This window comes from Pseudomonas sp. GW456-L12 (assembly GCF_059424045.1).
This window is the reverse complement of the sequence record NZ_JBWKZA010000001.1, coordinates 1-21,845: the sequence shown is the minus strand read 5'-3', so window position 1 is coordinate 21,845 and position 21,845 is coordinate 1. Positions and strand designations below refer to the sequence as shown.

25 protein-coding genes and 1 pseudogene are annotated in these 21,845 nt (G+C 60.0%); 13 read left to right on the top strand and 13 right to left on the bottom strand.

Annotated features, from left to right (window positions below; translation table 11 throughout):
- The first annotated feature begins 133 nt into the window (after positions 1–133).
- The 9 genes from AC07Y9_RS00130 (at position 134) to AC07Y9_RS00090 (ending at position 8,031) form a co-directional block, all read left to right on the top strand.
- Positions 134–727 carry a tail assembly protein gene (locus AC07Y9_RS00130; RefSeq protein WP_102680144.1) on the top strand — a complete coding sequence of 198 codons (594 nt, stop codon included), beginning with the start codon at positions 134–136 and terminating at the stop codon, positions 725–727.
- 31 nt (positions 728–758) lie between these two features.
- Positions 759–1,202, top strand: a complete 444-nt coding sequence (locus AC07Y9_RS00125) for a hypothetical protein (protein ID WP_102680143.1) — start codon at positions 759–761, stop codon at positions 1,200–1,202.
- A gap of 48 nt (positions 1,203–1,250) precedes the next feature.
- The gene (locus tag AC07Y9_RS00120; RefSeq protein ID WP_102680142.1) at positions 1,251–4,706 is read left to right on the top strand and encodes a TipJ family phage tail tip protein; all 3,456 of its coding nucleotides are present in this window, start codon (positions 1,251–1,253) and stop codon (positions 4,704–4,706) included.
- Entirely contained in the window at positions 4,703–5,026 is a 324-nt protein-coding gene (locus AC07Y9_RS00115) for a hypothetical protein (RefSeq protein ID WP_102680141.1), read from the top strand. Before AC07Y9_RS00120 ends, AC07Y9_RS00115 begins: the two co-directional genes overlap by 4 nt.
- Positions 5,026–5,706, top strand: coding sequence for a hypothetical protein (locus AC07Y9_RS00110; protein ID WP_102680140.1), 681 nt, complete (start codon positions 5,026–5,028; stop codon positions 5,704–5,706). Before AC07Y9_RS00115 ends, AC07Y9_RS00110 begins: the two co-directional genes overlap by 1 nt.
- Positions 5,707–5,768: 62 nt before the next feature.
- Positions 5,769–6,941 (top strand): phage tail fiber protein, encoded by a 1,173-nt coding sequence (locus tag AC07Y9_RS00105; protein WP_256580955.1) that lies wholly within the window; start codon positions 5,769–5,771, stop codon positions 6,939–6,941.
- Between the two features lie 42 nt (positions 6,942–6,983).
- Positions 6,984–7,409: a structural protein gene (locus AC07Y9_RS00100; protein ID WP_102680139.1), complete on the top strand. Its 426-nt coding sequence runs from the start codon at positions 6,984–6,986 to the stop codon at positions 7,407–7,409.
- Entirely contained in the window at positions 7,406–7,777 is a 372-nt protein-coding gene (locus AC07Y9_RS00095) for a hypothetical protein (protein WP_102680138.1), read from the top strand. The genes AC07Y9_RS00100 and AC07Y9_RS00095 overlap by 4 nt, the downstream gene beginning before the upstream one ends.
- Positions 7,774–8,031, top strand: a complete 258-nt coding sequence (locus tag AC07Y9_RS00090) for a hypothetical protein (protein ID WP_102680137.1) — start codon at positions 7,774–7,776, stop codon at positions 8,029–8,031. Before AC07Y9_RS00095 ends, AC07Y9_RS00090 begins: the two co-directional genes overlap by 4 nt.
- Here AC07Y9_RS00090 and AC07Y9_RS00085 read toward each other — a convergent pair.
- Positions 8,015–8,338, bottom strand: a complete 324-nt coding sequence (locus AC07Y9_RS00085; RefSeq protein WP_102680136.1) for a hypothetical protein — start codon at positions 8,336–8,338, stop codon at positions 8,015–8,017. The two genes, AC07Y9_RS00090 and AC07Y9_RS00085, sit on opposite strands and share 17 nt — an antisense overlap.
- A pseudogene (locus AC07Y9_RS00080) lies at positions 8,335–8,706 on the bottom strand (SOS response-associated peptidase family protein); the annotation flags it as partial. The gene AC07Y9_RS00085 and the pseudogene AC07Y9_RS00080, both read right to left, overlap by 4 nt.
- 224 nt (positions 8,707–8,930) lie before the next feature.
- Between AC07Y9_RS00080 and AC07Y9_RS00075 the strand changes: the two are divergent.
- Positions 8,931–9,449 carry a hypothetical protein gene (locus tag AC07Y9_RS00075; protein ID WP_102680134.1) on the top strand — a complete coding sequence of 173 codons (519 nt, stop codon included), beginning with the start codon at positions 8,931–8,933 and terminating at the stop codon, positions 9,447–9,449.
- 144 nt (positions 9,450–9,593) lie between these two features.
- Here the strand turns inward: AC07Y9_RS00075 and AC07Y9_RS00070 are convergent, their stop codons facing one another.
- Both AC07Y9_RS00070 and AC07Y9_RS00065 read right to left on the bottom strand, forming a co-directional pair.
- Positions 9,594–9,731, bottom strand: a complete 138-nt coding sequence (locus AC07Y9_RS00070) for a hypothetical protein (protein ID WP_256580954.1) — start codon at positions 9,729–9,731, stop codon at positions 9,594–9,596.
- Positions 9,732–9,815: 84 nt separating this feature from the next.
- On the bottom strand, positions 9,816–11,036 hold the full coding sequence (locus AC07Y9_RS00065; RefSeq protein WP_256580953.1) for an acyltransferase family protein: 1,221 nt from the start codon (positions 11,034–11,036) through the stop codon (positions 9,816–9,818).
- Between the two features lie 793 nt (positions 11,037–11,829).
- On the opposite strand from AC07Y9_RS00065, the gene AC07Y9_RS00060 reads away from it, so the two are divergent.
- Complete coding sequence (locus AC07Y9_RS00060) at positions 11,830–12,030, top strand: hypothetical protein (protein ID WP_102680133.1); 201 nt, start codon at positions 11,830–11,832, stop codon at positions 12,028–12,030.
- Between the two features lie 285 nt (positions 12,031–12,315).
- Here AC07Y9_RS00060 and AC07Y9_RS00055 read toward each other — a convergent pair whose 3' ends face one another.
- Together AC07Y9_RS00055 and AC07Y9_RS00050 are read right to left on the bottom strand one after the other, a co-directional pair.
- Positions 12,316–14,124, bottom strand: a complete 1,809-nt coding sequence (locus tag AC07Y9_RS00055; protein ID WP_102680132.1) for a calcium-binding protein — start codon at positions 14,122–14,124, stop codon at positions 12,316–12,318.
- 280 nt (positions 14,125–14,404) lie between these two features.
- Positions 14,405–14,959, bottom strand: a complete 555-nt coding sequence (locus AC07Y9_RS00050; protein WP_085530350.1) for a cytochrome b — start codon at positions 14,957–14,959, stop codon at positions 14,405–14,407.
- Between the two features lie 309 nt (positions 14,960–15,268).
- On the opposite strand from AC07Y9_RS00050, the gene AC07Y9_RS00045 reads away from it, so the two are divergent.
- A complete protein-coding gene (locus AC07Y9_RS00045; RefSeq protein ID WP_009043065.1) occupies positions 15,269–15,724 on the top strand; it encodes a MarR family winged helix-turn-helix transcriptional regulator in 456 nt (151 codons plus the stop codon).
- A gap of 91 nt (positions 15,725–15,815) precedes the next feature.
- Here the strand turns inward: AC07Y9_RS00045 and fabF are convergent, their stop codons facing one another.
- Positions 15,816–17,084, bottom strand: a complete 1,269-nt coding sequence (gene fabF, locus AC07Y9_RS00040) for a beta-ketoacyl-ACP synthase II (RefSeq protein WP_102680208.1) — start codon at positions 17,082–17,084, stop codon at positions 15,816–15,818.
- A 114-nt stretch (positions 17,085–17,198) separates the two neighbouring features.
- Between fabF and AC07Y9_RS00035 the strand changes: the two genes are divergently transcribed.
- Positions 17,199–17,705: a winged helix-turn-helix transcriptional regulator gene (locus tag AC07Y9_RS00035; protein WP_102680130.1), complete on the top strand. Its 507-nt coding sequence runs from the start codon at positions 17,199–17,201 to the stop codon at positions 17,703–17,705.
- Positions 17,706–17,751: 46 nt separating this feature from the next.
- On the opposite strand, the gene AC07Y9_RS00030 is transcribed toward AC07Y9_RS00035, so the two are convergent.
- The 6 genes from AC07Y9_RS00030 to AC07Y9_RS00005 all read right to left on the bottom strand — a co-directional run.
- A complete protein-coding gene (locus AC07Y9_RS00030) occupies positions 17,752–18,165 on the bottom strand; it encodes a VOC family protein (protein ID WP_009043068.1) in 414 nt (137 codons plus the stop codon).
- Between the two features lie 217 nt (positions 18,166–18,382).
- On the bottom strand, positions 18,383–19,846 hold the full coding sequence (locus tag AC07Y9_RS00025; RefSeq protein ID WP_007932309.1) for a GDL motif peptide-associated radical SAM/SPASM maturase: 1,464 nt from the start codon (positions 19,844–19,846) through the stop codon (positions 18,383–18,385).
- Between the two features lie 153 nt (positions 19,847–19,999).
- A complete protein-coding gene (locus AC07Y9_RS00020) occupies positions 20,000–20,581 on the bottom strand; it encodes a DUF1842 domain-containing protein (RefSeq protein WP_009043070.1) in 582 nt (193 codons plus the stop codon).
- A gap of 53 nt (positions 20,582–20,634) precedes the next feature.
- Positions 20,635–21,279, bottom strand: coding sequence for a DUF1842 domain-containing protein (locus AC07Y9_RS00015; RefSeq protein WP_009043071.1), 645 nt, complete (start codon positions 21,277–21,279; stop codon positions 20,635–20,637).
- A gap of 34 nt (positions 21,280–21,313) precedes the next feature.
- Positions 21,314–21,502: a DUF1843 domain-containing protein gene (locus tag AC07Y9_RS00010; protein WP_009043072.1), complete on the bottom strand. Its 189-nt coding sequence runs from the start codon at positions 21,500–21,502 to the stop codon at positions 21,314–21,316.
- A gap of 112 nt (positions 21,503–21,614) precedes the next feature.
- Positions 21,615–21,845, bottom strand: a 231-nt coding sequence (locus tag AC07Y9_RS00005; RefSeq protein ID WP_218277443.1) for a hypothetical protein, incomplete at its 5' end; no start/stop codon positions are given.

Here is a 21,845-nt window from a genome sequence, read left to right as displayed (position 1 = left end):
ATCCGGAAGTGTCGCGAAGCTCTATCAGCGTGTCGCCTGGTCTCAACTTGGGCGTTCTGGGCTGCGAGATTCGCTGCAGCAATGCCGCTGACATCAAGGCCGCCGAAAGGCGGTTTTTTTATGGGAGAAAAATATGAGCTTTGCTATTTCTGCATCTGGCTCGACGACGATCAAACTCTCGGGATCGCTCGCAAAAAAGTTTGGCAGGACACACCTCAAGCAAATTGATTCTGGTACCGCCCGCGAGGTCTTCAAGGCTTTAGGCTGCACTATCGAGGGTTTTGAGCAAGAGATTAAGCGCCTTGCGGCCAGGGGAATGCGATTCGCGGTGTTCCGCAACCGACGAAATATCGGTGAGGCAGATTTTGGCCTGGGCGGAACCAGCGAGGTGCGGATTGTCCCGGTGATTGAGGGGAGCAAGCGCGGCGGTGTACTGCAAACTGTCGTTGGGGTTGTGCTCCTGGCAATTTCATATGCATTTCCCGTCACAGCGCCTTACTTGACCCCCGCCGGCATTGGTCTCGTTGCCGGCGGCGTCATTCAAATGCTCAGCCCCCAGGCCTCCGGACTCAAGCAGAGCGCATCCCCCGAAAACCTACCCTCATACGCCTTCGGCAGCGCCAAGAACACCACGGCCAGCGGGAACCCGGTGCCGATCTGCATCGGTGAACGCCGGTGGGGCGGAGTCATCATCTCGGCGTCGATTTACGCGGAGGACAAGATCTGAGTATCATTCTTCATCGAAAATGGAGATTACGATGGAAAATGTAAAAGTTTTGCTCAATGAGCATGTCCCTGAGTTTATGGATGCTAGGAACGGTTCATTCAAACTTAAACTTTCGAATGCAGACATGTTTGACGAGAAGTATCTCCTTGTTTATGGAGCTCGCGAACCAATTTGCTTGATGATTGTGGATAGATACGTAATCACTCCTGGGCAACGTGAGGTTTCGGTCCATGTTTCCTACTTTGGTTGTTTTCCGGAAGGCACCGATTTCACTGATTTGAAACGAGGTGACGGGCGATCCTCTTATAGGATTCTTTGTGACGTCTCCGCGATGCTGCAGAAGCTTGGTGCTGCTAGTTTGGAATCAAAGCCAGAGGATATTTTTGATCCTCAGTTGCCATCTGATGCAAAAAGAAGGGTGGGACTGATGTTTGGGGTTCCCCCAGATAAGGTGAAAATCTCAATCGACTTCTAACAAGTCATTAACCCGCTTCGGCGGGTTTTTTATTGCCCGGAGGAAAGTATGGGCGCAGCAGTACAGATCGACATCTGCGGAGAGAAGGGCGGTAGCAGTAAGCCAAAGTCGCCAACCGAGGCTAACGACAGCCTGCGCTCGACCAACCTGGCCAAGATGCTGATCGCCGTAGGCGAGGGGGAGTTCGACAGCGCCCCGACCGACTACGACATCTACCTGGACAACACGCCGATCAAGGATGCGAGCGGGAACATCAACTTCCCGAACGTGAAGTGGGATTGGCGCTCTGGCTCTGTGGATCAGTCGTACATCCCGGGCATCCCATCGGTCGAAAACGAGACCACGCTGAACATCGAGCTGCGCAGCGATACCCCATGGGTGCGCTCGATCACCAACACCCAGCTGTCAGCCGCGCGCGTTCGGTTCGCCTGGCCGGCCCTGCAGGCTCAGGACGAAGAAGGGATCGGCGGCTACCGCATCGAGTACGCGATCGACGTGGCCACCGATGGCGGCGCCTATCAGCAGGTGCTGCTCGAGGCGGTGGACGGCAAGACCACCACCCGTTACGAGCGGTCCCGCCGCGTAGATCTGCCGCCTGCCACCAGTGGCTGGTTGATTCGTGTGCGCCGGCTGACTCCAAACCGGAACAGCAACAAGGTTGCCGACACCATGCTGATCGCCGGCCTGACCGAGGTGATCGACGCGAAGCTGCGTTACCCAAACACCGCGCTGCTGTACATCGAGTTCGACGCCGAGCAGTTCACCAACATCCCGGCCGTCACTGTGAAGTGCAAGGCCCGCAAGTGGCAGGTGCCGAGCAACTACGACCCTGTGACCCGCACCTACACCGGGACCTGGGACGGCACCATGAAGCAGGCCTGGACCAACAATCCCGCTTGGATCACCTACGGGGTTTGCACCGAGGACCGCTTCGGCCTGGGCAAGCGCATCAAGCCGTACATGGTCGATAAGTGGGAGCTGTACCGGATCTCGCAGTATTGCGACCAGAACGTGCCGAACGGCCTGGGCGGCCAGGAGCCGCGCTTCCTCTGCGATATGAACCTGCAGGGCAAGGCCGACGCCTGGTCGCTGTTGCGCGATATCGCCGGCATCTACCGAGGCATGACCTATTGGGCTCAGGGCCAGCTGGTGATGCAGGCCGATATGCCACGCGCTCAGGACTACGACTACGTCTTCACCCGGGCCAACGTCATCGACGGGAAGTTTTCCTACGGCAGTGCCTCGGCTAAGACTCGGTACACCCGCGCCCTGGTCAGCTACGACAACCCGGCGAACAACTACGACACCGACGTCATTCCGTTTGCCGATCTGGAGTTGCAGCGCCGCTTCGGCGACAAACCCACCGAGCTGACAGCCATTGGTTGCACCCGCGCTTCCGAGGCCCAGCGCCGCGGTAAGTGGGCGATCCTGAGCAACAACCAGGACCGGACCATCAGCTTCAAGACCGGTATGGAAGGTGTGATTCCGCTGCCTGGGCACATCATCCCGGTGGCGGATTCGCTGCTGGCCGGCCGGCAAATTGGCGGCCGTATCTCGGCAGTGGCTGGGCGCGTGGTGACGCTTGACCGCGATACCCAGGCCAAGGCCGGTGATCGCCTGATCATCAACCTGCCGGGCGGGCGCGCCGAAGGCCGGACCGTGCAAAGCGTCACCGGCCGCGCTGTCACCGTGACCACGGCCTACAGCGAGCCGCCATTGCCTCAGCTGCAGTGGGCGCTGGATGCTGATGACCTGGCGATTCCGCTTTACCGGGTGCTGAGCACCAAGCGCACCACCGAGGGCGACTTCGAGATCAGCGCCCTGCAGTACGAACCCGGGAAGTTCGCTTTCATCGACACCGGCGCCCGCCTGGAAGAGCGGCCGATCAGCGTGATCCCGATCACCGTCGTTCCGCCGCCGGTGAGCGTGACCTTGACCTCGAACTACGCGGTCGACCAGGGCATCGCCGTCAGCACCATGAACATTTCGTGGCCCGCGGTGAACGGTGCTGTGGCCTACGACGTGGAATGGCGCAAGGACAATGGGAACTGGATCAAGGTGCAGCGCACTGGCGCGACCAGCGTCGACGTGACCGGGATTTATGCCGGTGCCTACCTGGCCCGGGTGCGAGCGGTGAGCGCCTTCGACATTTCGTCGATCTGGAAGGCGTCGAATCTAACCCAACTCAACGGCAAGGAGGGGCTGCCGCCTTCGGTGTCGTTCCTGACCACCACCAGCGAGCTGTTTGGGATCGGTATCAATTGGGGATTCCCGGCTGGTGCCGAGGACACCCAGCGGACCGAAATCTGGTATGGGCCGGCGAACGACCTGGGCACCGCCACGAAGCTGGCCGACCTGGCGTATCCGCAGGCGGACTATCGCATGCAGAGCTTGCTGGCCGGCGCAACCTTCTTCTTCTGGGCGCGCCTGGTGGATCGAACCGGCAATATCGGCCCGTTCTATCCGGTGGTCAACGGGGTGCTGGGTCAGGCCAGTTCGGAGGCCGGGCCAATCCTCGAAATGCTCGCGGGCAAGATCAGCCGAACAGAACTGGGCCAGGACCTGATTACGGAGATCGACGGCCTGCAGGACCAGATCGACGCCCTGGACAACATCCTGCTGTACGACGCCGAGAAAACCTATATCAAGGACGACATCGTCCAGCAGGGGCAGCGGCTATACCAGGCCATTCAGGCGGTACCGCTTAACACCCCACCGCCGAACGCAATCTACTGGCTAGACGTGGGGCAGTCGATCGAGACGGCCAACGGCCTGGCGCAGCAGGTGGCGACCAACACCGCCGATATCACCGAGTTGGACGGGGTGGTAACGGCGCAGGCGGCTTCGACCAACACGCTCAGGGCCTCCTGGCGGGAGGACGATGGGGCTGGCGATTTGGCTGACGCCATAAAGGGCTGGAACAACACCGCGGCGATCGTCACGGAGGAGAAAGTCAGAGCAACGGAGATCGAAGCCGAGGCCACGCAGAGGATTCAGCTGCAGGCCACCGTTGGTGAAAACACCTCGGCAATTCAGCAAACGTCGTCGGCCCTGGCGAATACCAATGGCCAGCTGTCCACTATCTGGTCGGTGAAAATGGAGACCACCGCTGGCGGCCAGAAGTATGCGGCCTCGTTTGGCCTGGGCCTGCAGGTAGATCCGTCTGGGGTGTCGTCGCAGTTCGTTGTGCGGGCTGACACCTTCATGTTGCTGAACCTGGCCAACGGTACGCCGGTGTCTCCATTCGCCGTGACCGGCGGCCAGACCTTCATCAACTCAGCCTTCATCCAGGACGGCACGATCACCAACGCCAAGATCGGCAACTACATCCAGTCGAACAACTACGTCGCCGGCAGCACTGGGTGGCGTTTGTGGTTTGACGGGACGTTTGAGATCAACAGCGCCCTGGGCGCCGGCGCTCGGCAGGTCATCAACAACAACGGCGGCAAAGTGTTCGATGAGAACGGCATGAAGCGATATCAGTGGGGGAACTTGGCCGCATGAGCTATGGCATTCGGATCTGGGGCGCCGATGGTGCGCTACAGATTGACGAGAACTCCTTCACCATTCGCGTGGTTTTATCGACGCTAGTTACGTTCGCTGTGGGGGCAAATAAGAGCAGCCAGGATTTCGCAGTACCTGGCGTAGGCCCGGGCAACGGCACGGCCATCGTGGTTCCGATCGGCCCCTATGGGGACAGCAACCTGCAGTTTGAAACCGAGGTGCTGAACGGGGTGGTGCGGGTCTACAACCACACCCGAACCTTTGCCGCCAGTTCCACCTCGTCCGGAACCATGCGCCTGATCGTGATGAGGTGGAGCTGATGAGCTACGGAATGCAGTTCATGAACAACGGCGACGTGGTGACACTCGACTCGGAGTTTGCGCGGCTGATGGTGATCTCCACGGGGCGCTATGCGCCGACAGAAGAGGGTGGCCTTGGCTCGACTACTACTTTTGCGCGCCCGGTTACCTCCCAGGAACCGCCTCTGGTGTTCATCAGGCCCGATACCGTGAATGGGGTGGCAGGCCTCTGTCGGATGCGGCTTACAGGGTCTGCTGGCAACTGGACGGGCTTTTACGTTCGGGCCTATAGCGCAGACACTGCCCAGCCCAATGGGCGCTACTTCGTCGCAGCCTTTGGTGCTCAGCCAGTGGCACAGTACGGGGCTCGCCTGTGGGACGGTACCGGAAAGCTGCTGTTTGACTCCGGCACGTCTGCGGCGACTTTCACTCGCGCCTTCCAGAACTGGAGCTACGTCAAGGACGACAAGGATCCGCAGGGCCTGACGCGGATTTACTACACCGTGCCGTTCAACTTCCCGCAGAACGAGTTCCTGCTGCTGAATAACTTCGGCATGAATATGACCGCGGGCAGTGCTATTCCCAGGAATCTCTACTGCTGGTGGGACTTTCCCAACAACACGCTGTACGCGATCACGATTGCCTCGGCAAACCCGATCGCCTTCTTCCTCCCTGCGGTCTTCGCGAAGATGAACAACTGAGAACAACCTGATAACCAGCCGGCCATGAGCCGGTTTTTTTTGCCCAACGAAAGGATAAACCCATGGCTTGGCTTCGAGCGGGGACCGTGGCCGTTACGAACGGCTCAACGACGGTGACCGGAACCGCAACTGGTTTTGCTGCAAATACCCGGGTAGGAGATGCGTTCATCGGCCCAGATGGCCGTCAGTACGAGCTTGTTAACGTTGCCAGCGATACGGTGATATCGATCACCCCGGCATATCAGGGCGTTACAGCCTCTGGTGCCGCCTACGCGATCATGCCAGTCCAGGGCTATCAGAAGCTCCTGGCGGACCAGGTGCGGGACTGGGTGAATAATTATGGCGCGAAGATGGCGGCGCTTGGCACCACTGGCAACTACGACATCTTGCCAGTAGTGAAAGGCGGCACCGGCGGCACGACCCAGGCTGCTGCGCGCAGTGGCCTGGGTCTCGGCACGGCTGCAACTGTCGATGCTGCGACGCTGCCGACGAAAGCGGCATCAGGCATCAATACCAGCACCGCTCCGGACGCGGCCGGCTATGACAATCCCGGCAATGCTCAGGGAGGCGGCCTTTACAAGATCGGCGGTGGCTGGTCGTCGTCAGGCCTGACCTACGCCGCGATGATTCGAGTTCCCTACGCCGCAGCTTACGAAGCCCAGATCTTTTTCCCCATGGGCCTTACCACCAACAAAATGTATTTCCGCAGCGCGCTGGGTGTAAGTGGCGGCACCCTGGGTGCGGCTGTCGAGATCTACCACACCGGCAACACCACCCGCGGCTCCGGCGGCGTGTTGTCTGCCGCTTCGCCGATTGTGCGTATCGCCAATGTTGCGGATAGCGATCGAGGCGACCTTCAGGAGCAGACCTTCGAACCAGTCGGCACCTGGGGCGTGGCGAATGAGGAAGCCCGCGGCGTAAGTGTCGAGCGCCTGGCTGTTGGTGAGTATCGCGTAACTGGCAGCCTCGGCCTGGCGCTGGAAGGCTGGCGCACGCAGGACCCGTGCTCGCCCGACGGCGGTGGCACCCTCGGCATCACCGAGAGCGAGCAAGCCGAAGACGGCACTGTGATCATCCGGCTGTTCAAGCAGCGCTGGACCCTGTCCGAAGACGGCGAAATGATCCCCGGCCGCGGGGCGCCACTGGACGTGCCGCTCAACAGCTGGATCGACGTGCGCCTGGAGATGCCGCAACCAGAAACACCGCCACCACCGGCCACCCTCGAAACCGAATAACAGCCCGCCACTGAGCGGGCTTTTTCTTGCCTGGAGAAAAGCATGCCGAACACCGAAACCCGCGGGGTGCGCAATCGCAACCCCGGCAACATTGATTACAACCCGGCCAACAAGTGGCAGGGCCAGCTCCCACCCAACCCGGTGCTTGAGAAGCGGTTCGCCCGGTTCGATACGCCAGAGAATGGCATCCGCGCCCTGGGCAAGCTGCTGCTGACCTATCAGCGAAAGCACGGGCTCAGGACAGTGAAGGCCATTATCAGTCGCTGGGCGCCGGCGGTAGAGAACGACACGGCTGCCTACGTGCGCGCCGTCGAGGCAAACACCGGCACACGGCCGGGGGCGGAGATCGACCTGACTCAAGCCCAGGTCATGGCCGGATTCGTCAAGGCGATCATTCATCATGAAAACGCAGGCTACGCATACCCGGATGCGGTTCTGGCCGAAGGCGTGCGGCGGGCGCTGACATGAGCTCTGTACAGAAGCTGGCCGGCTTGCTGGTCCTGGCTGGTCTATTGATCGCCGCCGGCGCCGGTGTGGGGGCTTGGCTTGCCGCTGGCCACTACCGGGCCTTGCTTGACGCTGCCCAGGACGATCTGGCTACAACCAAGGCTGGCCGCGACCACCTGGAAGAGCTGGCGGGCGAGCAGGGCAGGAAGCTCGGCGACCTGGTGTTGGCCGGTAGAGGGCGTGAGCAGCGCGCCGCCCAGGCCCAGGCCGACGCCAGAGAGCTGGCCCAGGGCGAGTATGCCGCGGCGAACCGCCTGTTGCAGGAACGAACCGGTGGCGACCAGTGTGCGGCCGCCACGGCTGTTATCGATCAGGAGCTTGGGCTATGAAGTTGGTACTGGTGGGGATTGTGGTATTGCTGGCGGGATGCGCCGCCCGGGAGCCGGAGGTGCGCACTGTGCGGGTGGAGGTTCCTGTGCAGGTGCCGTGCACGACCCAGGAGGTGGAGGTACCGGCATGGGCGGCAGCCGGCTTGAAGAAGTCCGACGCCCTGGAGGTGAAGGTCCGGGCACTTCTGGCTGAGCGCAGGCAACGGATTGGTTATGAGAAACAGTTGGTGGCAGGGATCACTGCTTGCCAGTAGCAATATCACCAGACGTCAGATGATAGTAGTGCTGATACACACGATCTGCATTTACACATGTCTGCGCATACTGAGTGGTGGTCATCCCTAGCCTTGCAGACTCCATCCTCATGAATCGCTCAAGGAATTCATCTCCACCGGGCATCTTTGTCGACTCCTGGAATTCGGCCATCTGGATGAGGATTGTGCAGCCACCAGATATTTTTGCAGATATGAGCGCGGCATGAAATTTCTGCATCGGAGTTTGATCCGCGGCAAATGCATAGGAGGTCAAAACGAGCAGAGCACCCAATGTGGCCACGTTCATTTCGTACCTCCAGGGCATGTGCCTTCAATCCGAGCGATGAGCTGATTTCCTTGATTTTTGGAATTCCCCACAGCTTGATTTACACGGTACCACTCGAATGCCTCGGACGGTTCGCACTGGTGCAGCACCATCTGTTCGGCGCGCTCCAATGACGTCATCGGGTCAAGCCATTCACGGGCCAAATCCGTGGACAAGACAACCGGCCGCCGGTCATGAATGTCGACCATGCCTCCCTGGGCATCGGCGGTGATGATCACGAAGCCGTCGTGCTCACAGGGCGCATTGTCGCGGGTCGGGAGTTGACCGATTGAGGCGCAAAAGGAAGGCGGACCATCTCGGCGCCGGATGTAGTAAGGCTGTTTCTTTGGGTCTCTATCCCCACCGCATCAGGTCGGCGTACAGCCCCTCTTCAGAACCTTATTTTTATTGGGAATAAGATTGATGCTAAATTGTTATTTCTGTTCGATAATTATGAAATTGACAGAAAGGGTTGATCAGCTAGAGTTGTTATCGCGTATCTAAGGTTAGGTTCGTATGAAAAGGAGAGGTTCTGATTCGGAACTTCAATTTATATGGAAATAAGGAGGCTGAAATGCCTGAGTTGGCCAAGAAAGTTTCAAACTTAAAACAAGGGGGCGTTATCCCCTTCACCCTCTTTGATCTGGACGGAATTTCGATCACTTTAGATCTGCCCAATATATTTAAGCTCAAACTGGGGGAGGAAGATGACTGCTCGGCTGTTCCAATGCTGACAAATAATTCGCCCTATACCGTCATGTCTGCAACTTTTAGCATCACTCTCGATGAAAGTGTGTTTAATCCTGGTAAGGAAGAGATTGCGACGGTGCAATGGCTGAATTCAGACAGCTTAGCGCAAGTAAGCTCCATGAGATTCACTTGTGGGCAAGCTCTTGTTGGTCAAAAAATTCAATGTGTTCCTGAAACTAAAGGATACAACGAAATTCAGTTTAAAGCCACAATGAATAGTGGGGAGGGCAAGGAGCTCCTGAGTAAAAGTTTGACTCTTGAATCGATCCTCCTAGGAGCGGTTGCTTCGAAAGCTGTTCCGGATGCAGGGCCCGTTATTAATGTTAGCGCGAGCAACAACTGATCTGCTACCGCGAGGCCCGGGTCTTAGGGCCTCGCGGTCGTTCCTGGTGCTGCGATATGGCACATGGTTAAGTCATCACCTGAGTCTATAACCTAGACAATCGTTTTTGGCTGAAGCTTCAAGTCAGTCAGCATCTGCCGCAGATTATCTGTCTCTCTCCTGTTTGATCTCGTCGAGATCACTGATCTTCTGGCGCATGAACGCCGCTTCTGCACCTCCCTGTCGGAGATGCCCCGCGAACTCGTCTTTCTTCACCTGTACCTCGGCCAGCATCGTGACCAAGCCGAAGATATCCTCCCGAGCCTTTCGCAGTTGCAGGTTGAATCTTTAAGGTGGAGCAGGGCTGAGCACGGCAGCTGCTGAAGCTCAACCGCGGTTCAGCATGTCTGCGCCGGCTTTGCTGATTGGAATAGCACTTGGTCTAACCAGTTCGACCTCTTCCCGCGATCCGCGATTAACGTAGCCTAATAATTTATTTCTAACAAAATCACTCAATCGAACCTCTAGGTATTTGTGCGAGAGAGCAGCAAAGAATATAGAGAGGCCGACTACAACCAAGGAAAAGCTAGGGTCTCTGATGTACTCCCTAAGACTTGTCTCCCAAAGCACGTCGAAGACCGGTTTAACGAAGAACGGATGAATCAGGTATAGCGAATAAGATATGTTTCCGACCCAGATTAGCCCTGCCGGGAACTTCAGGTGTACGGTCTTGCTGGCAATAGTGAGCGCAAAGAACATTAGGGTCAGTGACCATCCCCAGCCGTTAAGACCCATGCCGAACGAAAGCTTGGAGAGGTTTGCCCATACGACGATTGCAGCGGTAATGGCGCACAAAAAAATCGCGAAAGATTTGTTCTCGATTTTGAACTTTGAGAAGTATATCAAGCCGATCGCAACCCCGGCAGCAAATTCCCAAATCAGCGGAGAGGTTAGCAGAGCGAGGTATGATTTAAACCCATAATTGACACGAGCATCCAGAGATGGGGTTGAACCATAAATCAATGGTAGAACAATGAGGGTGGTGGCTATTAAGGAGAAGAAGATGAGCCATTTGAACCTCATAAAAACCATGCTGAATGCAAATAAAGCGTAGAAATAGATTTCATAATTCAACGACCATCCAGGGTATAGTGCGCTTCCGCCGAGTAATGGTGCTAGCGCCGAATCCATGTTTAGAGGGATGAAGAGGATGGAAACTAATACGTCCAGTATGGAGTAAGGGAAATGTGCTCCTAAAAAATCATCGACTACAGTAACGGTTGTCCAGAATATAATGGTCAAGATGGCATAAGTTGGCCAGACTCTAGATAGTCGCTTTATTAGAAAGATAAGCGAGTTTTTAGGTGATGACTCGACGCCTCTTGTTGAGTACGCCATGATAAAACCACTGATTATGAAAAATAATGGAACGCCAGCGCCGCCGCCAGAAAAAAGCCAGTAATAAACTCCAGAGTCCTTTGGTATGTTTTGCTGCTGTATTGTGTGAAGCATCACAACCATTAAAGCAGCTATTCCGCGCAAGGCTTGGATGAAGTCCAGTTTGCCATCACGGTTATTTATGTTGACGCTAGGGTTGGCAGCAGTCATGAAGAGCCGTCCGAAAAAACAATGATTTTTTATTAGGTACTGCGCGTAAAGGGGGATGGGGCCCCGGTCAGGCGGCCGGTATTCTCAGTCTTTTCTGTGAGAATTGATAGCTTATGGCCGCCTCACCACCAGGCTAGCAGATGACGAAAAGAGAGGCCCTTGCCGCACCTGATGACCAATCCAGAGTAGCAGGGATCGCTTGTGGCTTAGCGTCAAAGCTTAGCTAAAATGAAAAGGTCAGCCGTCACGCTCTACAATCATGTTTTGAGGTCGGGGGGAGTGATGGACGGGGGCTCCTTTGTTATCAGTTTCCGGATCTCATTTTCCAGCAGAACGATACGTTGACTGCACGTGATTAGGCGACGAGTTGTAGGGATGGGATTGAATTGTGTTCGGTCGGCAGAACGCCGGAGAAGGGTGGGGACTTTTTCGGGGATTTGTGAAATTCGGTTGGGGCCGGTACGGCATCGTTTGCAGCGAGCGCCGGTAAAGACCCAATAAAATCAGCACTTTATGTGCATTTTCAAGCATGGGGTGCTAGGGGTCGAGTGTTCGAATCACTCCGTCCCGACCATATAATTCAATGTCTTAGCCCAATCTTCACAGGTTGGGCTTTTTCATGTCTGGGTTTTTGTGTTGCTGGTTTTGCAGTCTGCTTTCCCGGCGCCAGCTAAACGCTCCTCAAGCATTTCAATGTTGATACCTGCATTTAAATGCGCTCCCCAATAGGAGGGCGTAGGATGGATTTGCCTACGGTTCGTCGGTACTCAGCTCTGACCAGGGGATGCTAAGCATGAAGGTGAATGGCTTAAAAGTTGTGTTGATTGCCGCAACGCTGGTGTTGAGTGCGTGCTCCGGAACGACGACGACACGCTCCTGTTTCTCGGATGCCTGCAAGCTCGGCGGCAATTACACTAAGTTGAATACCGGCGGTGGTGCTTCTGCGCTGGGCAATAGCTATAACGAGTATGGTTCGAGCCTTTTGCACGACTGAGGTTTTCTCCGAGTGCCAGAAGAGTGAGTCGTCAACGATCCAGGACGCTTTTCTGTCAAAGCCCGGCCCAGAGCCGGGCTTTTTCATCCCGGTCTTTCCCCCAGGCGAGGTTGATACGCTGATAGCCGATGGATTACCCGTATGGGAGACCGCTCAGGTGGGGGGGCGTGAAGGATCGAGAGAATAAAGAAGGGCCCACCGTAAGGTGGGCCCTGTTCGTTTCTGTAATGGCCAAGGCTGATCGGGTAGCACCCTCATCTGAACGGAGAGTGCGCCCATCGGACCTCAGACCAGGCTGATCATGTCCGCGCTCAGTTGCGCGGGGTTGAAACCGACCAGGGTAATGCTGCTGTCTCCCGCCACGATCAGGCTGTCGCTGCCTTGCTGGCTGGTGGCGCTGAGGACGGCGGCTGTGGAGGCGAACAGCGACTTGGAAAACACCAACTGATCGAAGCCGTTCTGGTGAACGTTGAAATCGCTGATCACGTCATGGCCGAAGCCGCCCACGTCGAAGACAAACAGATCGCTGCCCACACCGCCGCTGAGGGTGTCGTTGCCCAGGCCACCCACCAGGATGTCGTTGTGCGCGCCGCCGTAGAGTGCGTCATTGCCATTGCCGCCGAGCAGGGTGTCGTTGCCGCTTCCACCGTGCAGCAGATCATGGCCCGCGCCGCCTTCGATAAGATCGTCGCCGCCCTGGCCGAAGATCAGGTCGCGGGAGGCGGTACCCTTCAGCAGGTCTGCCAACTGCGTGCCTTCGGTGGCCTTGGCGTAGCTCTTGTCCGACCCGAACAGGCCTTCGAAGTCGAGCTTGCTGCCGGTCACGGTAAAGGCCGGGGTCAAGGCCTGGCCCAGGAGGCCTTCGAACTCGACATGCTCGACGTCGTGCAGCTCCTTGAGGCCGTAACGCCCGTTGGTGTCGTTGAGAAACAGGCTGCCATCGCTCAGGCGCACGGCTTCGTAACTGGTGACCGTACCCTGCAGGAAGACTTTGTCGTCGCCCACGCCACCGGCGACGATGTCGGTGCCGGTGCTGACCCTGAAGCTGTCGTTGCCGGCGAAACCGTCGAGGAAGTCGTCGTTCCTGCCGTCCTGCAGCTTGTCTGCGCTGTCCGTGCCGAGGAGAAAGGCCGGCGTGCCGAAGTGGTTGGAGGTGGCGGAGTATTTGTCGCTGACCCAGGTAAAGCTGCGGCTGACCGGGTCGAGGTTGCTGATGACGATGGTGCTGTCACGCTCGATGTAGTCGTAGAATGTCGACTGGCCGATGCGCTGGATAGGGTTGATGAAAACGCCTTCCAGGTGCGCCACCCAGCCGTTGGGATTGATCACGGAGAAGGGGCCGTTGGGCCAGGTGGGCAAAGCGTAGACCGTGTCGAACAGCACGATGTTGTCGGTGGTCGAGGTGTAGCTGGCGTCACTGCCTTTGAGGGCCGCGAGAATGGCGCCGCTCAGGTCGGTCTGTTCGCCGATCAGCCGGTGCACGATGTCGTTTTCGAAGCCGAAGTTGAAGATACCGTCGCTGTTGCTGGCCTTTGGCGACGCCATGCCGAAGTAGTCCGAATCCTTGAAAAAGCCGTCGGCCAGGGTTTCCCTGCCCTGGTACATGCTGTTGGTCACGGAGCCGCCCTGGCTGTAGCCGGTGACCAGCACATCCTTGCCCGTCAGGTTATGGCTACTGGCGTAGTTCTTGATCGAGTCGAGCAGGTAGTCGTAGCCGTGGATATAGGAGTTGTCGATCATTGCCGGGTATCCCAGCAAGTCCATCGGCGAGTTGGTGCCGGCAATCGAAAAGCCCATTTTCACCAGCTTGCCGCTCTCATCGTATTGGCCGAATACCTTGGCCTGGGAGCCGGATACGTTTTCGCCCTTGAAGCTGCCTGTCAGGTCGAGGTGGCTGCCGTCGATGCCCAGGTCGCTGGCGCTGATCTCGCGCCAGCCCTTGGGCAGGACAAAGGTGTTGCCTTCGCCCAGGACCGCCCCGGGCAAGTGGTAGAGCGCGCCTACCGTCGCTACGCCGCTGGTGTAGGTGGCCAGGTTCCAGGCATCTGAAATCAGCACGCGGCCGTCTTGGCCCTTGTAGTCGAATATCGCCATGGTTCGTTTTCCCTCACAAACTAAAAAGTCATGAAAAAAAACAAGAGCTGAAGTCTTCTTGTTCTTCTTCGCTCGGATTTCAGAGCCTGGTGACTGCGCGCTCCGGAATCTGCGCCCAAGCTACTCATTCATTTGGAGGGTGTGGGTAAGGTAAGGGGGGGTTGGCACGATCGTCCTAGTGAAAGCCCGATCCAGCCGCTATAAATCCGGCGTCATTACAGTTTGGTTAGCTCGAGGGTGGCTCGCAGCCGCCCATCCTCTCTACCTTCCAGCCCGGGCGTCAGCCGCGGCGGCGAACCCTGAGCAACATGCGCGCAAGAATGTCGTCCTTGTCGAAGAAGTGATGCTTGAACGCCGCCAGCACGTGGACCAGGATCAAGGCGCCGGCGCCCCAGGACAGCAGGCGATGTATCCACATGGCCAGGTCGTAGCGGGACTGATCCACCGGTGCTATGGGCGGCAGGTTGAACAGACCCAGCAGCGGTATCGGGTGACCGGCGACCGAACTCCAGTACCAGCCCGAAAGCGGCACGGCCAACATGGCGATCAGGTAGAGCAGGGCATGGGCGATATGGGCGATGCCGGACATCGCCCTGGAGACGCTGCTGGGCATGGCCGGGTAGCGGTGGGTCAAGCGATAGCAGAGCCGGGCAAGCAGCAGGAACAGCACGGTGCTGGCAATCGCCTTGTGCACGAAGACCGCCGGGCCGCCCCTGGGCACATCGCCACGCAGGTTGGCGGAGTAAAAACCGATCAGCCAGACGCCGATGATGATCAGCGCCATGCTCCAGTGGAAAAGCCGTGCTGCCAGACTGTAGGAAGAGGAAGCATTCATAGGGACAATCTGCCGTTGTGAAAGGTGGAAGGACTCCGGGTTGCCGTCGGTTAAGTCAACCGGGTGTCGCCTCCTTGGCTCGGAACGCGATGGCGGCCTTGGGTCGAGGGCGATCGCGGAAGGAGTATTTCAACAGACATTTGTATTTACAAGTTTTGCATTTGCAATAGTTGTAAGTGCATGTTTGCCACCATCTCCATTCGGGCAGCGTCGAATGAAAGGGACAGGCGCATTTCACCGGATCAGCTCAACGACGTAACATGCCCCCGCGCAGAGCCGTCTCAGCAATGGATACCGAGGTCTGAACCTTTGAACAGTTACTGTTTTTCCACCGCCGTCCCTTACCTGGTCACTCGTGTCGGGATGCGCATGGGCGAGTGCTTTTCCCAGGAGCTTGGCGAGCATGGCCTGACGCTGGTCATGTACCGAGTGCTTGCGGTGCTTCGGGAACAGGGCGGGCTCAGCCTTGGCGAGCTGGGCGGACGGGTTTCGGCGGAGATCTCCACCTTGTCGCGGCAAGTGACCAACATGCAGAAGCTGGGGCTGATCCTGCGCGAGCGGCAGGACGCCAATGGCCGTCAGGTCTGCATCAGCCTGACGCCCGCGGGGTTGGCCCTGGTGGAGTCGCTGGTACCACGGGCGATGTATTGGGAGGAGGTGGCCATCCAGGGTTTCAGCGAGGCGGAAGTGGAGCAGCTCAAAGCCATGCTGATGCGCATGCACGTCAACCTGGCGAAGGTGCCGGATGGTTTGACATCCGGCTGAAAATACTCAGTTGCACGGGACTGACTGGGCACATTGAGGTTCCAGCTAACCCGCACTGAAACCTCCCCATGCCCGGCGAACAATCCCCGCCTTACACCCAGCGCCGGAACAACACGCTGGCATTCACCCCGCCAAACCCGAAGCCGTTGGACATGGCGTATTCCATCGCCAGCGGCTGGGCCTGGCCACGAATCAGGTTGAGGCCTTCGGCGCCGGCATCCGGGTTTTCCAGGTTGAGGGTGGCGGGGGCGATCTGGTCGCGCAGCGCCAGGATGGTGAAGATCGCTTCGATCCCGCCGGCGGCGCCCAGCAGGTGGCCGGTGGCCGACTTGGTCGAGGCGATGGCCAGGTCGCTGTGGTTGCCAAACACGCTCTTGATCGCCGCCAGCTCGCCTTTGTCGCCCACCGGGGTCGAGGTCGCGTGGGCGTTCAGGTGCTGGACCTGCGACGGCTCGACGCCAGCCTGACGCAACGCCTGTTGCATGGCGCGGCGGGCGCCGTCGCCGTCCTCCGGCCCGGCGGTCATGTGATAGGCGTCGGCGCTGGTGCCGTAGCCCACCAGTTCGGCGATCGGCGTGGCGCCCCTTGCCAGGGCGTGCTCCAGCTCCTCGATCACCAGCAGCCCGGCGCCTTCGCCCATCACGAAGCCGTCGCGCGCCTGGTCGAAGGGCCGCGATGCGCGTTCCGGCGTGTCGTTGAAATCGCTCGACAGGGCGCGCGCGGCCGCGAAACCGGCCAGGCTGACCCGGTGAATCGTGGCTTCCGTGCCACCGCAGACCGCGACGTCGATCTCCCCGGCGCGAATCATCCGCGCGGCGTCGCCGATGGCCTGGACGCCCGCGGCGCAGGCCGTCACCGGCGTGCCCAGCGGTCCCTTCAGGCCATACTGGATCGACACATGACCGGCGGCCATGTTGCTGAGGAAGGATGGAATGGTGAATGGCGAAAGACGGCGCGGCCCTTTGCTGTCGGTGGTGCGCACGGCGTCGGCGATGGCCGGGAAACCGCCCACGCCCGACGCGATGATGGTGGCGGTGCGTTCCTGCGCCTCTGCCGTCTGCGGCGCCCAGCCGGCCTGGGCCAGTGCCTCCTGGGCGGCGGCGAGGGCGAACAGGATGAAGCGGTCCATCTTGCGCTGTTCCTTGGGCGCCAGCAGCGCGTCCGGATCGAAGCCGGCCTGTGGGTCCTCGGTGCGGTCGGGAACCTGCCCGCCGATGCTGATCGGCAGGTCGCCGATCAGTTCTTCCGGTAGCCGGCGGATACCCGATTGCCCGGCCAGCAGGCGTTGCCAGATCTGTTCGACGCCGCAGCCCAGCGGGGTCAATGCGCCCATGCCGGTGACGACAATGCGTTTGTTCATGACCTTCAGCTCCTTCATCTCGTGTGGGGTGTGTCGCTCTATGGACGTCACTATCATCATGAAAGTAACATGCCCGAACCACAAATACGCAACTGCGAAATCCGAGGAACCGCCATGCAACGCAAGACCCTCCTTCACGACGAATGCCCGATTGCCCGCAGTCTGGAGCGGGTGGGCGAGTGGTGGAGCATCCTGATCATGCGCGACGCCCTGCATGGCCTGCGGCGTTTCGAGGAGTTTTCCCGCAGCCTGCAGATCGCCCCCAACATGCTCACCCGGCGCTTGAATTCGCTGGTCGAGGACGGTTTGCTGGAGCGCCAGGCCTACAGTCAGCGGCCGCTGCGCTACCAATATGTACCGACGGCCCGGGGCGAGGATTTTCGTGTGGTGCTGATGGCGTTCGTCGCCTGGGGCAATCGTCATTACGCGCCGGAAGGGGAAAGCGTGCAGATCGTCGAGCGCGCCAGCGGCCGGCCGGTGCGGCCGATGATGGCCGACCTGGCCGATGGTCGCCCGGTGCCGCTGGAGGCGTGCACGGTCCAGGCCGGGCCGGTGGCCAGTGAAGGCATACGTCAGCGGCTGGCGGGGCTGCGGGCGATGGAGGCCGAGGGCGAGGCCTGAGGGGCCGCGGATCGCCGCGGCACCTTGGCTTAACGACAGGCGCCTGTCACTGGTCCTTTTCGCAGTTGACCATCCACGAGGCGCCGAAGCGGTCGACCAGCATGCCGAAGCGCGCCGCCCAGAAGGTGGCCTCCAGCGGCATCTGCACAGTGCCCTGGTCCGCCAGCGCGGCGAACACCCGCTCGGCCTCGGCGATGCTGTCGACATTCAGCGATATCGAGCAGCCGTGGATCCCCGAATAAGGCCGGTCGGGCGTGCTGTCCGAGCCCATGATGGCCTGGTCGCCCACCAGCAGGCGGGTGTGGATGACCAGGTTGTGGCACTCGGCGGGAACATGGTCGCGGGCGGGGCTTTCGCCGAAGGTCATCATCACTTCGAGGGTGCCTTGCAGGCACTGGGCGTAGAACTTGAAGGCGGCGGCGCAATCGCCATTGAAGATCAGGTAGGGATTGATTTTCATGCTGGGACTCCCGGATGGCAGGGGCCGCGGGCGCGCCGGGTGAGCCGGCCCGCTGGCAAAAGCTGATGGGTTGAGGCCTTCACTAGCAAAGCCTAAACCTGTGTGGCAGTGGGCTTGTTTTTAGACGGTTTTCTCATGGGGCCGTGGCGGGTTATCACCCTTGGTGCAACCCCCTGTCAGGCCCACCGCCCGGTTGGCGGCGGGCCTAGGCTGGTGGCTACACCAGCCGGGTCTGGGGCATGCCCAGCAGGCCGGTCAGGCGATCCATGATCGCCTGTTGCCGGGCGCGGTCGGCCAGGTAGTCGGCCTCGGCGCTGGCCACATCGGCCGAGCAGTGCGGGCAGGTGGTTTCGTGGGCATGGATGTACTGCCAGCAGCCGCGGCACAGCGCCAGCTGGGTGGGCAGGCGTCCTTCCTCGGGGGATTTCTGCCCCTGGTTGATCCACGCCAGCTTGATCACCTGGCCGCTGTCGCTGACGCTGCTGACCGTCTCGCCGGTGTCGATGCGTTCGGTGATCAGGTCGAAGCGACCGACCGCGAACGACGCCTGGGCGGCGTCCTCGAGTTTGACGATGCGTTCGCGCAGGCCCTTTTTCTGCAGGTCCAGGGCACGGTAGTGGCAGTACGGATTGTTGCCGGGCTTGCCCAGCAGCGAGTGCGAGGTCCAGGTGCAGCCGCCGCGGCACACGTCGTTGTAGTAGCAGGTGCGGCAATAACCCCAGAGGTCGTCGACCGAACGCAGGCGGCCAAAATGCATGCCCTCGCTGTAGTGCCAGATGTCGTGCAGGTTCATGTCGCGCACATTGCCGCCGGAAAACCCCACCGTCGCCAGCGAAGGGCAGCCCTTGACCGTGCCGTCGGCTTCCAGGGCCAGCACCGTTTGCCCGGCGGCGCAGCCGCTCCAGTGCACGCGCTCGTCGCCGAAGCCGCGCCACATATGCTCGTAAGGGCCGTAGTAACCGATGTTGTTGCCCACGTTCATCAGCAGGCCGCGTTCCTGGCCTTCGCGGTAGAGGCGCGCGAGCAGCGGCATCACTTCCAGCAGTTGATAGGGTTGCAGCAGCAGTTCCGGGTGGTCCACCGCGTTGCCCATGGCCACCGTCAGCTGGATCTGCCAATGGGTGGCGCCCAGTTCGATGATCTGGTTCATCAGCTCCGGCAAGTCGGGCAGGGTGGCCGCGCCGATCTGCGTGTTGACGCTGACCGCGAGCCCGGCCTGCTTGGCCCGGCGCAGGGTGTCCACGGCCTTGTCGAAGGAGCCTGGGACATTGCGCACGGCGTCGTGCAAGGGCGCCAGGCCGTCCAGCGAAACCCCCACGCCGTTGAGCCCGGCCTCCACCGCGGCCTGCATTTTCGCCGGGGTGAGGTTGCGCCCGCCGGTCTGGATCGCGCAGTAGATGCCGTGGTCGTGGATGGCCTGGATCAGGCGGGTCCAGTCCTTGCGCAAATAGGCTTCGCCGCCGATCAGGGTGACTTCCCGCGTGCCGAGGGCGGCGAGGGCGTCGATCACGTCGAGGCATTCCTGGGTGTTCAATTCATTGGGGCGTCGGTGGCCGGCGCGCGAGCCGCAATGCAGGCATTTGAGGTCGCAGGCGAGGGTGATTTCCCAGACCACATGCACCGGTACGTAACGCTTGAGGTCGGTTTCGCTGAGGTAGCGGGCGGGGCGATTGGCTGACATGGACAGTCCTTTGCGCGCACACCGGCGCGCGGCACGAACCTGGCGGATGTCCGCGCCGTCCCTGGCGATGCCGGCCCGGGCGGACAAAGGGTTTGCCAGTGGGGAACCGGGCCTGGCCCTGGGGGAAGGAAGGCCAGGCCCGGACGCCACCTTTCAGCGAGCTTCGAGGCGGGCGATCTCGGCGTTCAGCTGCTGCAGGGCGCTGCGCAGCGCATCGCCGCTGGCCAGTTGCTGCTCGCCCTGGCGGACGACCGCCTTGAGCTGCGCCAGGTCACCGCTGCTTTGCGCCTGCTGCACCGCCACCGCATACAGTGGCACGGGGTGATGAGGCACAGGCTCGGGGTGCGGGATCGACACCTGGCTGACCGTGGCGTGCTGCACGTCCTGCCAGTTGCCCTGGTAGCAGTATTTGTAGCTGGCGAAACCGCTGGCCCAGTCGAGCCCGAGAATCCCGTGCAGCTGGAAGGTCGCGGCGATCTGGCTGGTCGGTCCGCTGGGGTTGCCGGTCAGGCTCAGGATGATGTGGCCTTCGGTCGAGGGGTGCAGCTGTAACTGGGAGTAGTCGCCCCACACGTCGGCGAAGAAGTTCACCGGCGGGTAGGTACTCTTGAACACGCGGGCCACGCCGCTGACTTTTTTCTGCACGGTGTTGACCAACAGGTCGAGGATCAGAACCGGGGCACCCAACAGCCCCGTGGTGGCTTGGATGCGGGTATGGAACAGTCCAGTTTGCATGGTGCAACTCCTTGTTCTTGTTCAGGGAAGCCGGATGGGTTGGCGCGCCATGGTCAGCGCCGCTCGAGCCTGCCGATCTCGTCCTTGGCCGCGTCCAGCGCGCTGCGCAGCTGGGGCAATTGTTCCAGTTGCTGCTGGGCCAGGCTGGCCAGGCTCTTCATCTGGGCCAGGTCGCCGCTGGCGATGGCGCCATGGATCGGCGCGGCATACAGCGGGGTGATCGGTGGATAGGGCAGCAGGACCGGGCCGGGCTCCAGCGGTATCGGCAAGGCCGAAAAGGCGTAGGAGGGCACCGACTCGACGAGGTGGGCGGGAACGTTCTCCACCGATACCCAGCGCTGGCCGTTGTAGTACTGGTAGTTGGCGATGCCGTTCTTCCAGTCGTGATCCACCACCAGTTGAATCTTGAAGGTGATGATCGAGTTCGAGCCCGGCCCGCCCTGATTACCCTGGGCGGTGACCAGGATCTTGCTGGTGCTGGGTGGCATGACGGTCAGGTAGGTGTATTGCCCCCACACATCGGACGACAGCTCCAAAGGTGGGTTGACGGCCTGGGTCACCAGCGAGGTGCCACGCACGCTCTGCTCGGGGGTGTAGACCAGCAGGTCGAGGGTGAGGCTCGGCGCGCCGGGGATCGAAGTGCCGATCCGGTAGCTGAGGGGAAACAAGCCAAGATTGGACGAAGTGGAACCGGACATGATTGCCTCCAGTGCATTAGAAAATGGAACGGCCTTAGCGCCGTTCCAGACGGGCGACTTCCTGTGCCAACTGCTCGTAAGCGCTGCTCAGTTCTTTGGATTCTTTCTGGGATGAATCGCGTTGTTTGAGCAGGGACTTCATCTGCGGCAGGTTGCCGAGGGCGATTGCTTCTTGAATCGCCACGCCATAAGGCGTGACGGGGTGGAGCGAGGATGAACTCATGGCGTTGCCTTCCGTGGGAGGTTGTAGAGACTGCGCTATCCGGCAGCTTTTGCAGTTAAGCAGGCCGGACATGGAGCAAACGCGAGGGTGAACGAATAACTTTGAATAGCCGTTATCGGGAAAAAATATATTCAGGCAGGACAAGGAACTGACGCGGCTCTATAGCGCGTTTGGCAATCAGCGACCCACCGCTTACAAGGAATGAATACAAGCCGGCGCCACCACTTACATGCCCCGCCATCCGCCTCACCTGTAGCCGCTGCCGCAGGCTGCGATCGAGCCGCAGGCTCGCGGCGAACGCACGGACGCCGAAGCCCCTGCGGGCCTTATCGCAGCCTTCGGC

Coding starts and splice junctions, on each gene's coding strand:
- AC07Y9_RS00075 (WP_102680134.1), top strand. CDS start 8,931: ATGCCTGAGTTGGCCAAGAAAGTTTCAAACTTAAAACAAGGGGGCGTT.
- AC07Y9_RS00095 (WP_102680138.1), top strand. CDS start 7,406: ATGAGCTCTGTACAGAAGCTGGCCGGCTTGCTGGTCCTGGCTGGTCTA.
- AC07Y9_RS00015 (WP_009043071.1), bottom strand. CDS start 21,279: ATGTCCGGTTCCACTTCGTCCAATCTTGGCTTGTTTCCCCTCAGCTAC.
- AC07Y9_RS00125 (WP_102680143.1), top strand. CDS start 759: ATGGAAAATGTAAAAGTTTTGCTCAATGAGCATGTCCCTGAGTTTATG.
- AC07Y9_RS00100 (WP_102680139.1), top strand. CDS start 6,984: ATGCCGAACACCGAAACCCGCGGGGTGCGCAATCGCAACCCCGGCAAC.
- AC07Y9_RS00055 (WP_102680132.1), bottom strand. CDS start 14,124: ATGGCGATATTCGACTACAAGGGCCAAGACGGCCGCGTGCTGATTTCA.
- AC07Y9_RS00065 (WP_256580953.1), bottom strand. CDS start 11,036: ATGACTGCTGCCAACCCTAGCGTCAACATAAATAACCGTGATGGCAAA.
- AC07Y9_RS00020 (WP_009043070.1), bottom strand. CDS start 20,581: ATGCAAACTGGACTGTTCCATACCCGCATCCAAGCCACCACGGGGCTG.
- AC07Y9_RS00050 (WP_085530350.1), bottom strand. CDS start 14,959: ATGAATGCTTCCTCTTCCTACAGTCTGGCAGCACGGCTTTTCCACTGG.
- AC07Y9_RS00110 (WP_102680140.1), top strand. CDS start 5,026: ATGAGCTACGGAATGCAGTTCATGAACAACGGCGACGTGGTGACACTC.
- AC07Y9_RS00085 (WP_102680136.1), bottom strand. CDS start 8,338: ATGAACGTGGCCACATTGGGTGCTCTGCTCGTTTTGACCTCCTATGCA.
- AC07Y9_RS00105 (WP_256580955.1), top strand. CDS start 5,769: ATGGCTTGGCTTCGAGCGGGGACCGTGGCCGTTACGAACGGCTCAACG.
- AC07Y9_RS00120 (WP_102680142.1), top strand. CDS start 1,251: ATGGGCGCAGCAGTACAGATCGACATCTGCGGAGAGAAGGGCGGTAGC.
- AC07Y9_RS00025 (WP_007932309.1), bottom strand. CDS start 19,846: ATGTCAGCCAATCGCCCCGCCCGCTACCTCAGCGAAACCGACCTCAAG.
- AC07Y9_RS00115 (WP_102680141.1), top strand. CDS start 4,703: ATGAGCTATGGCATTCGGATCTGGGGCGCCGATGGTGCGCTACAGATT.
- AC07Y9_RS00060 (WP_102680133.1), top strand. CDS start 11,830: ATGAAGGTGAATGGCTTAAAAGTTGTGTTGATTGCCGCAACGCTGGTG.
- AC07Y9_RS00010 (WP_009043072.1), bottom strand. CDS start 21,502: ATGAGTTCATCCTCGCTCCACCCCGTCACGCCTTATGGCGTGGCGATT.
- fabF (WP_102680208.1), bottom strand. CDS start 17,084: ATGAACAAACGCATTGTCGTCACCGGCATGGGCGCATTGACCCCGCTG.
- AC07Y9_RS00090 (WP_102680137.1), top strand. CDS start 7,774: ATGAAGTTGGTACTGGTGGGGATTGTGGTATTGCTGGCGGGATGCGCC.
- AC07Y9_RS00130 (WP_102680144.1), top strand. CDS start 134: ATGAGCTTTGCTATTTCTGCATCTGGCTCGACGACGATCAAACTCTCG.
- AC07Y9_RS00035 (WP_102680130.1), top strand. CDS start 17,199: ATGCAACGCAAGACCCTCCTTCACGACGAATGCCCGATTGCCCGCAGT.
- AC07Y9_RS00030 (WP_009043068.1), bottom strand. CDS start 18,165: ATGAAAATCAATCCCTACCTGATCTTCAATGGCGATTGCGCCGCCGCC.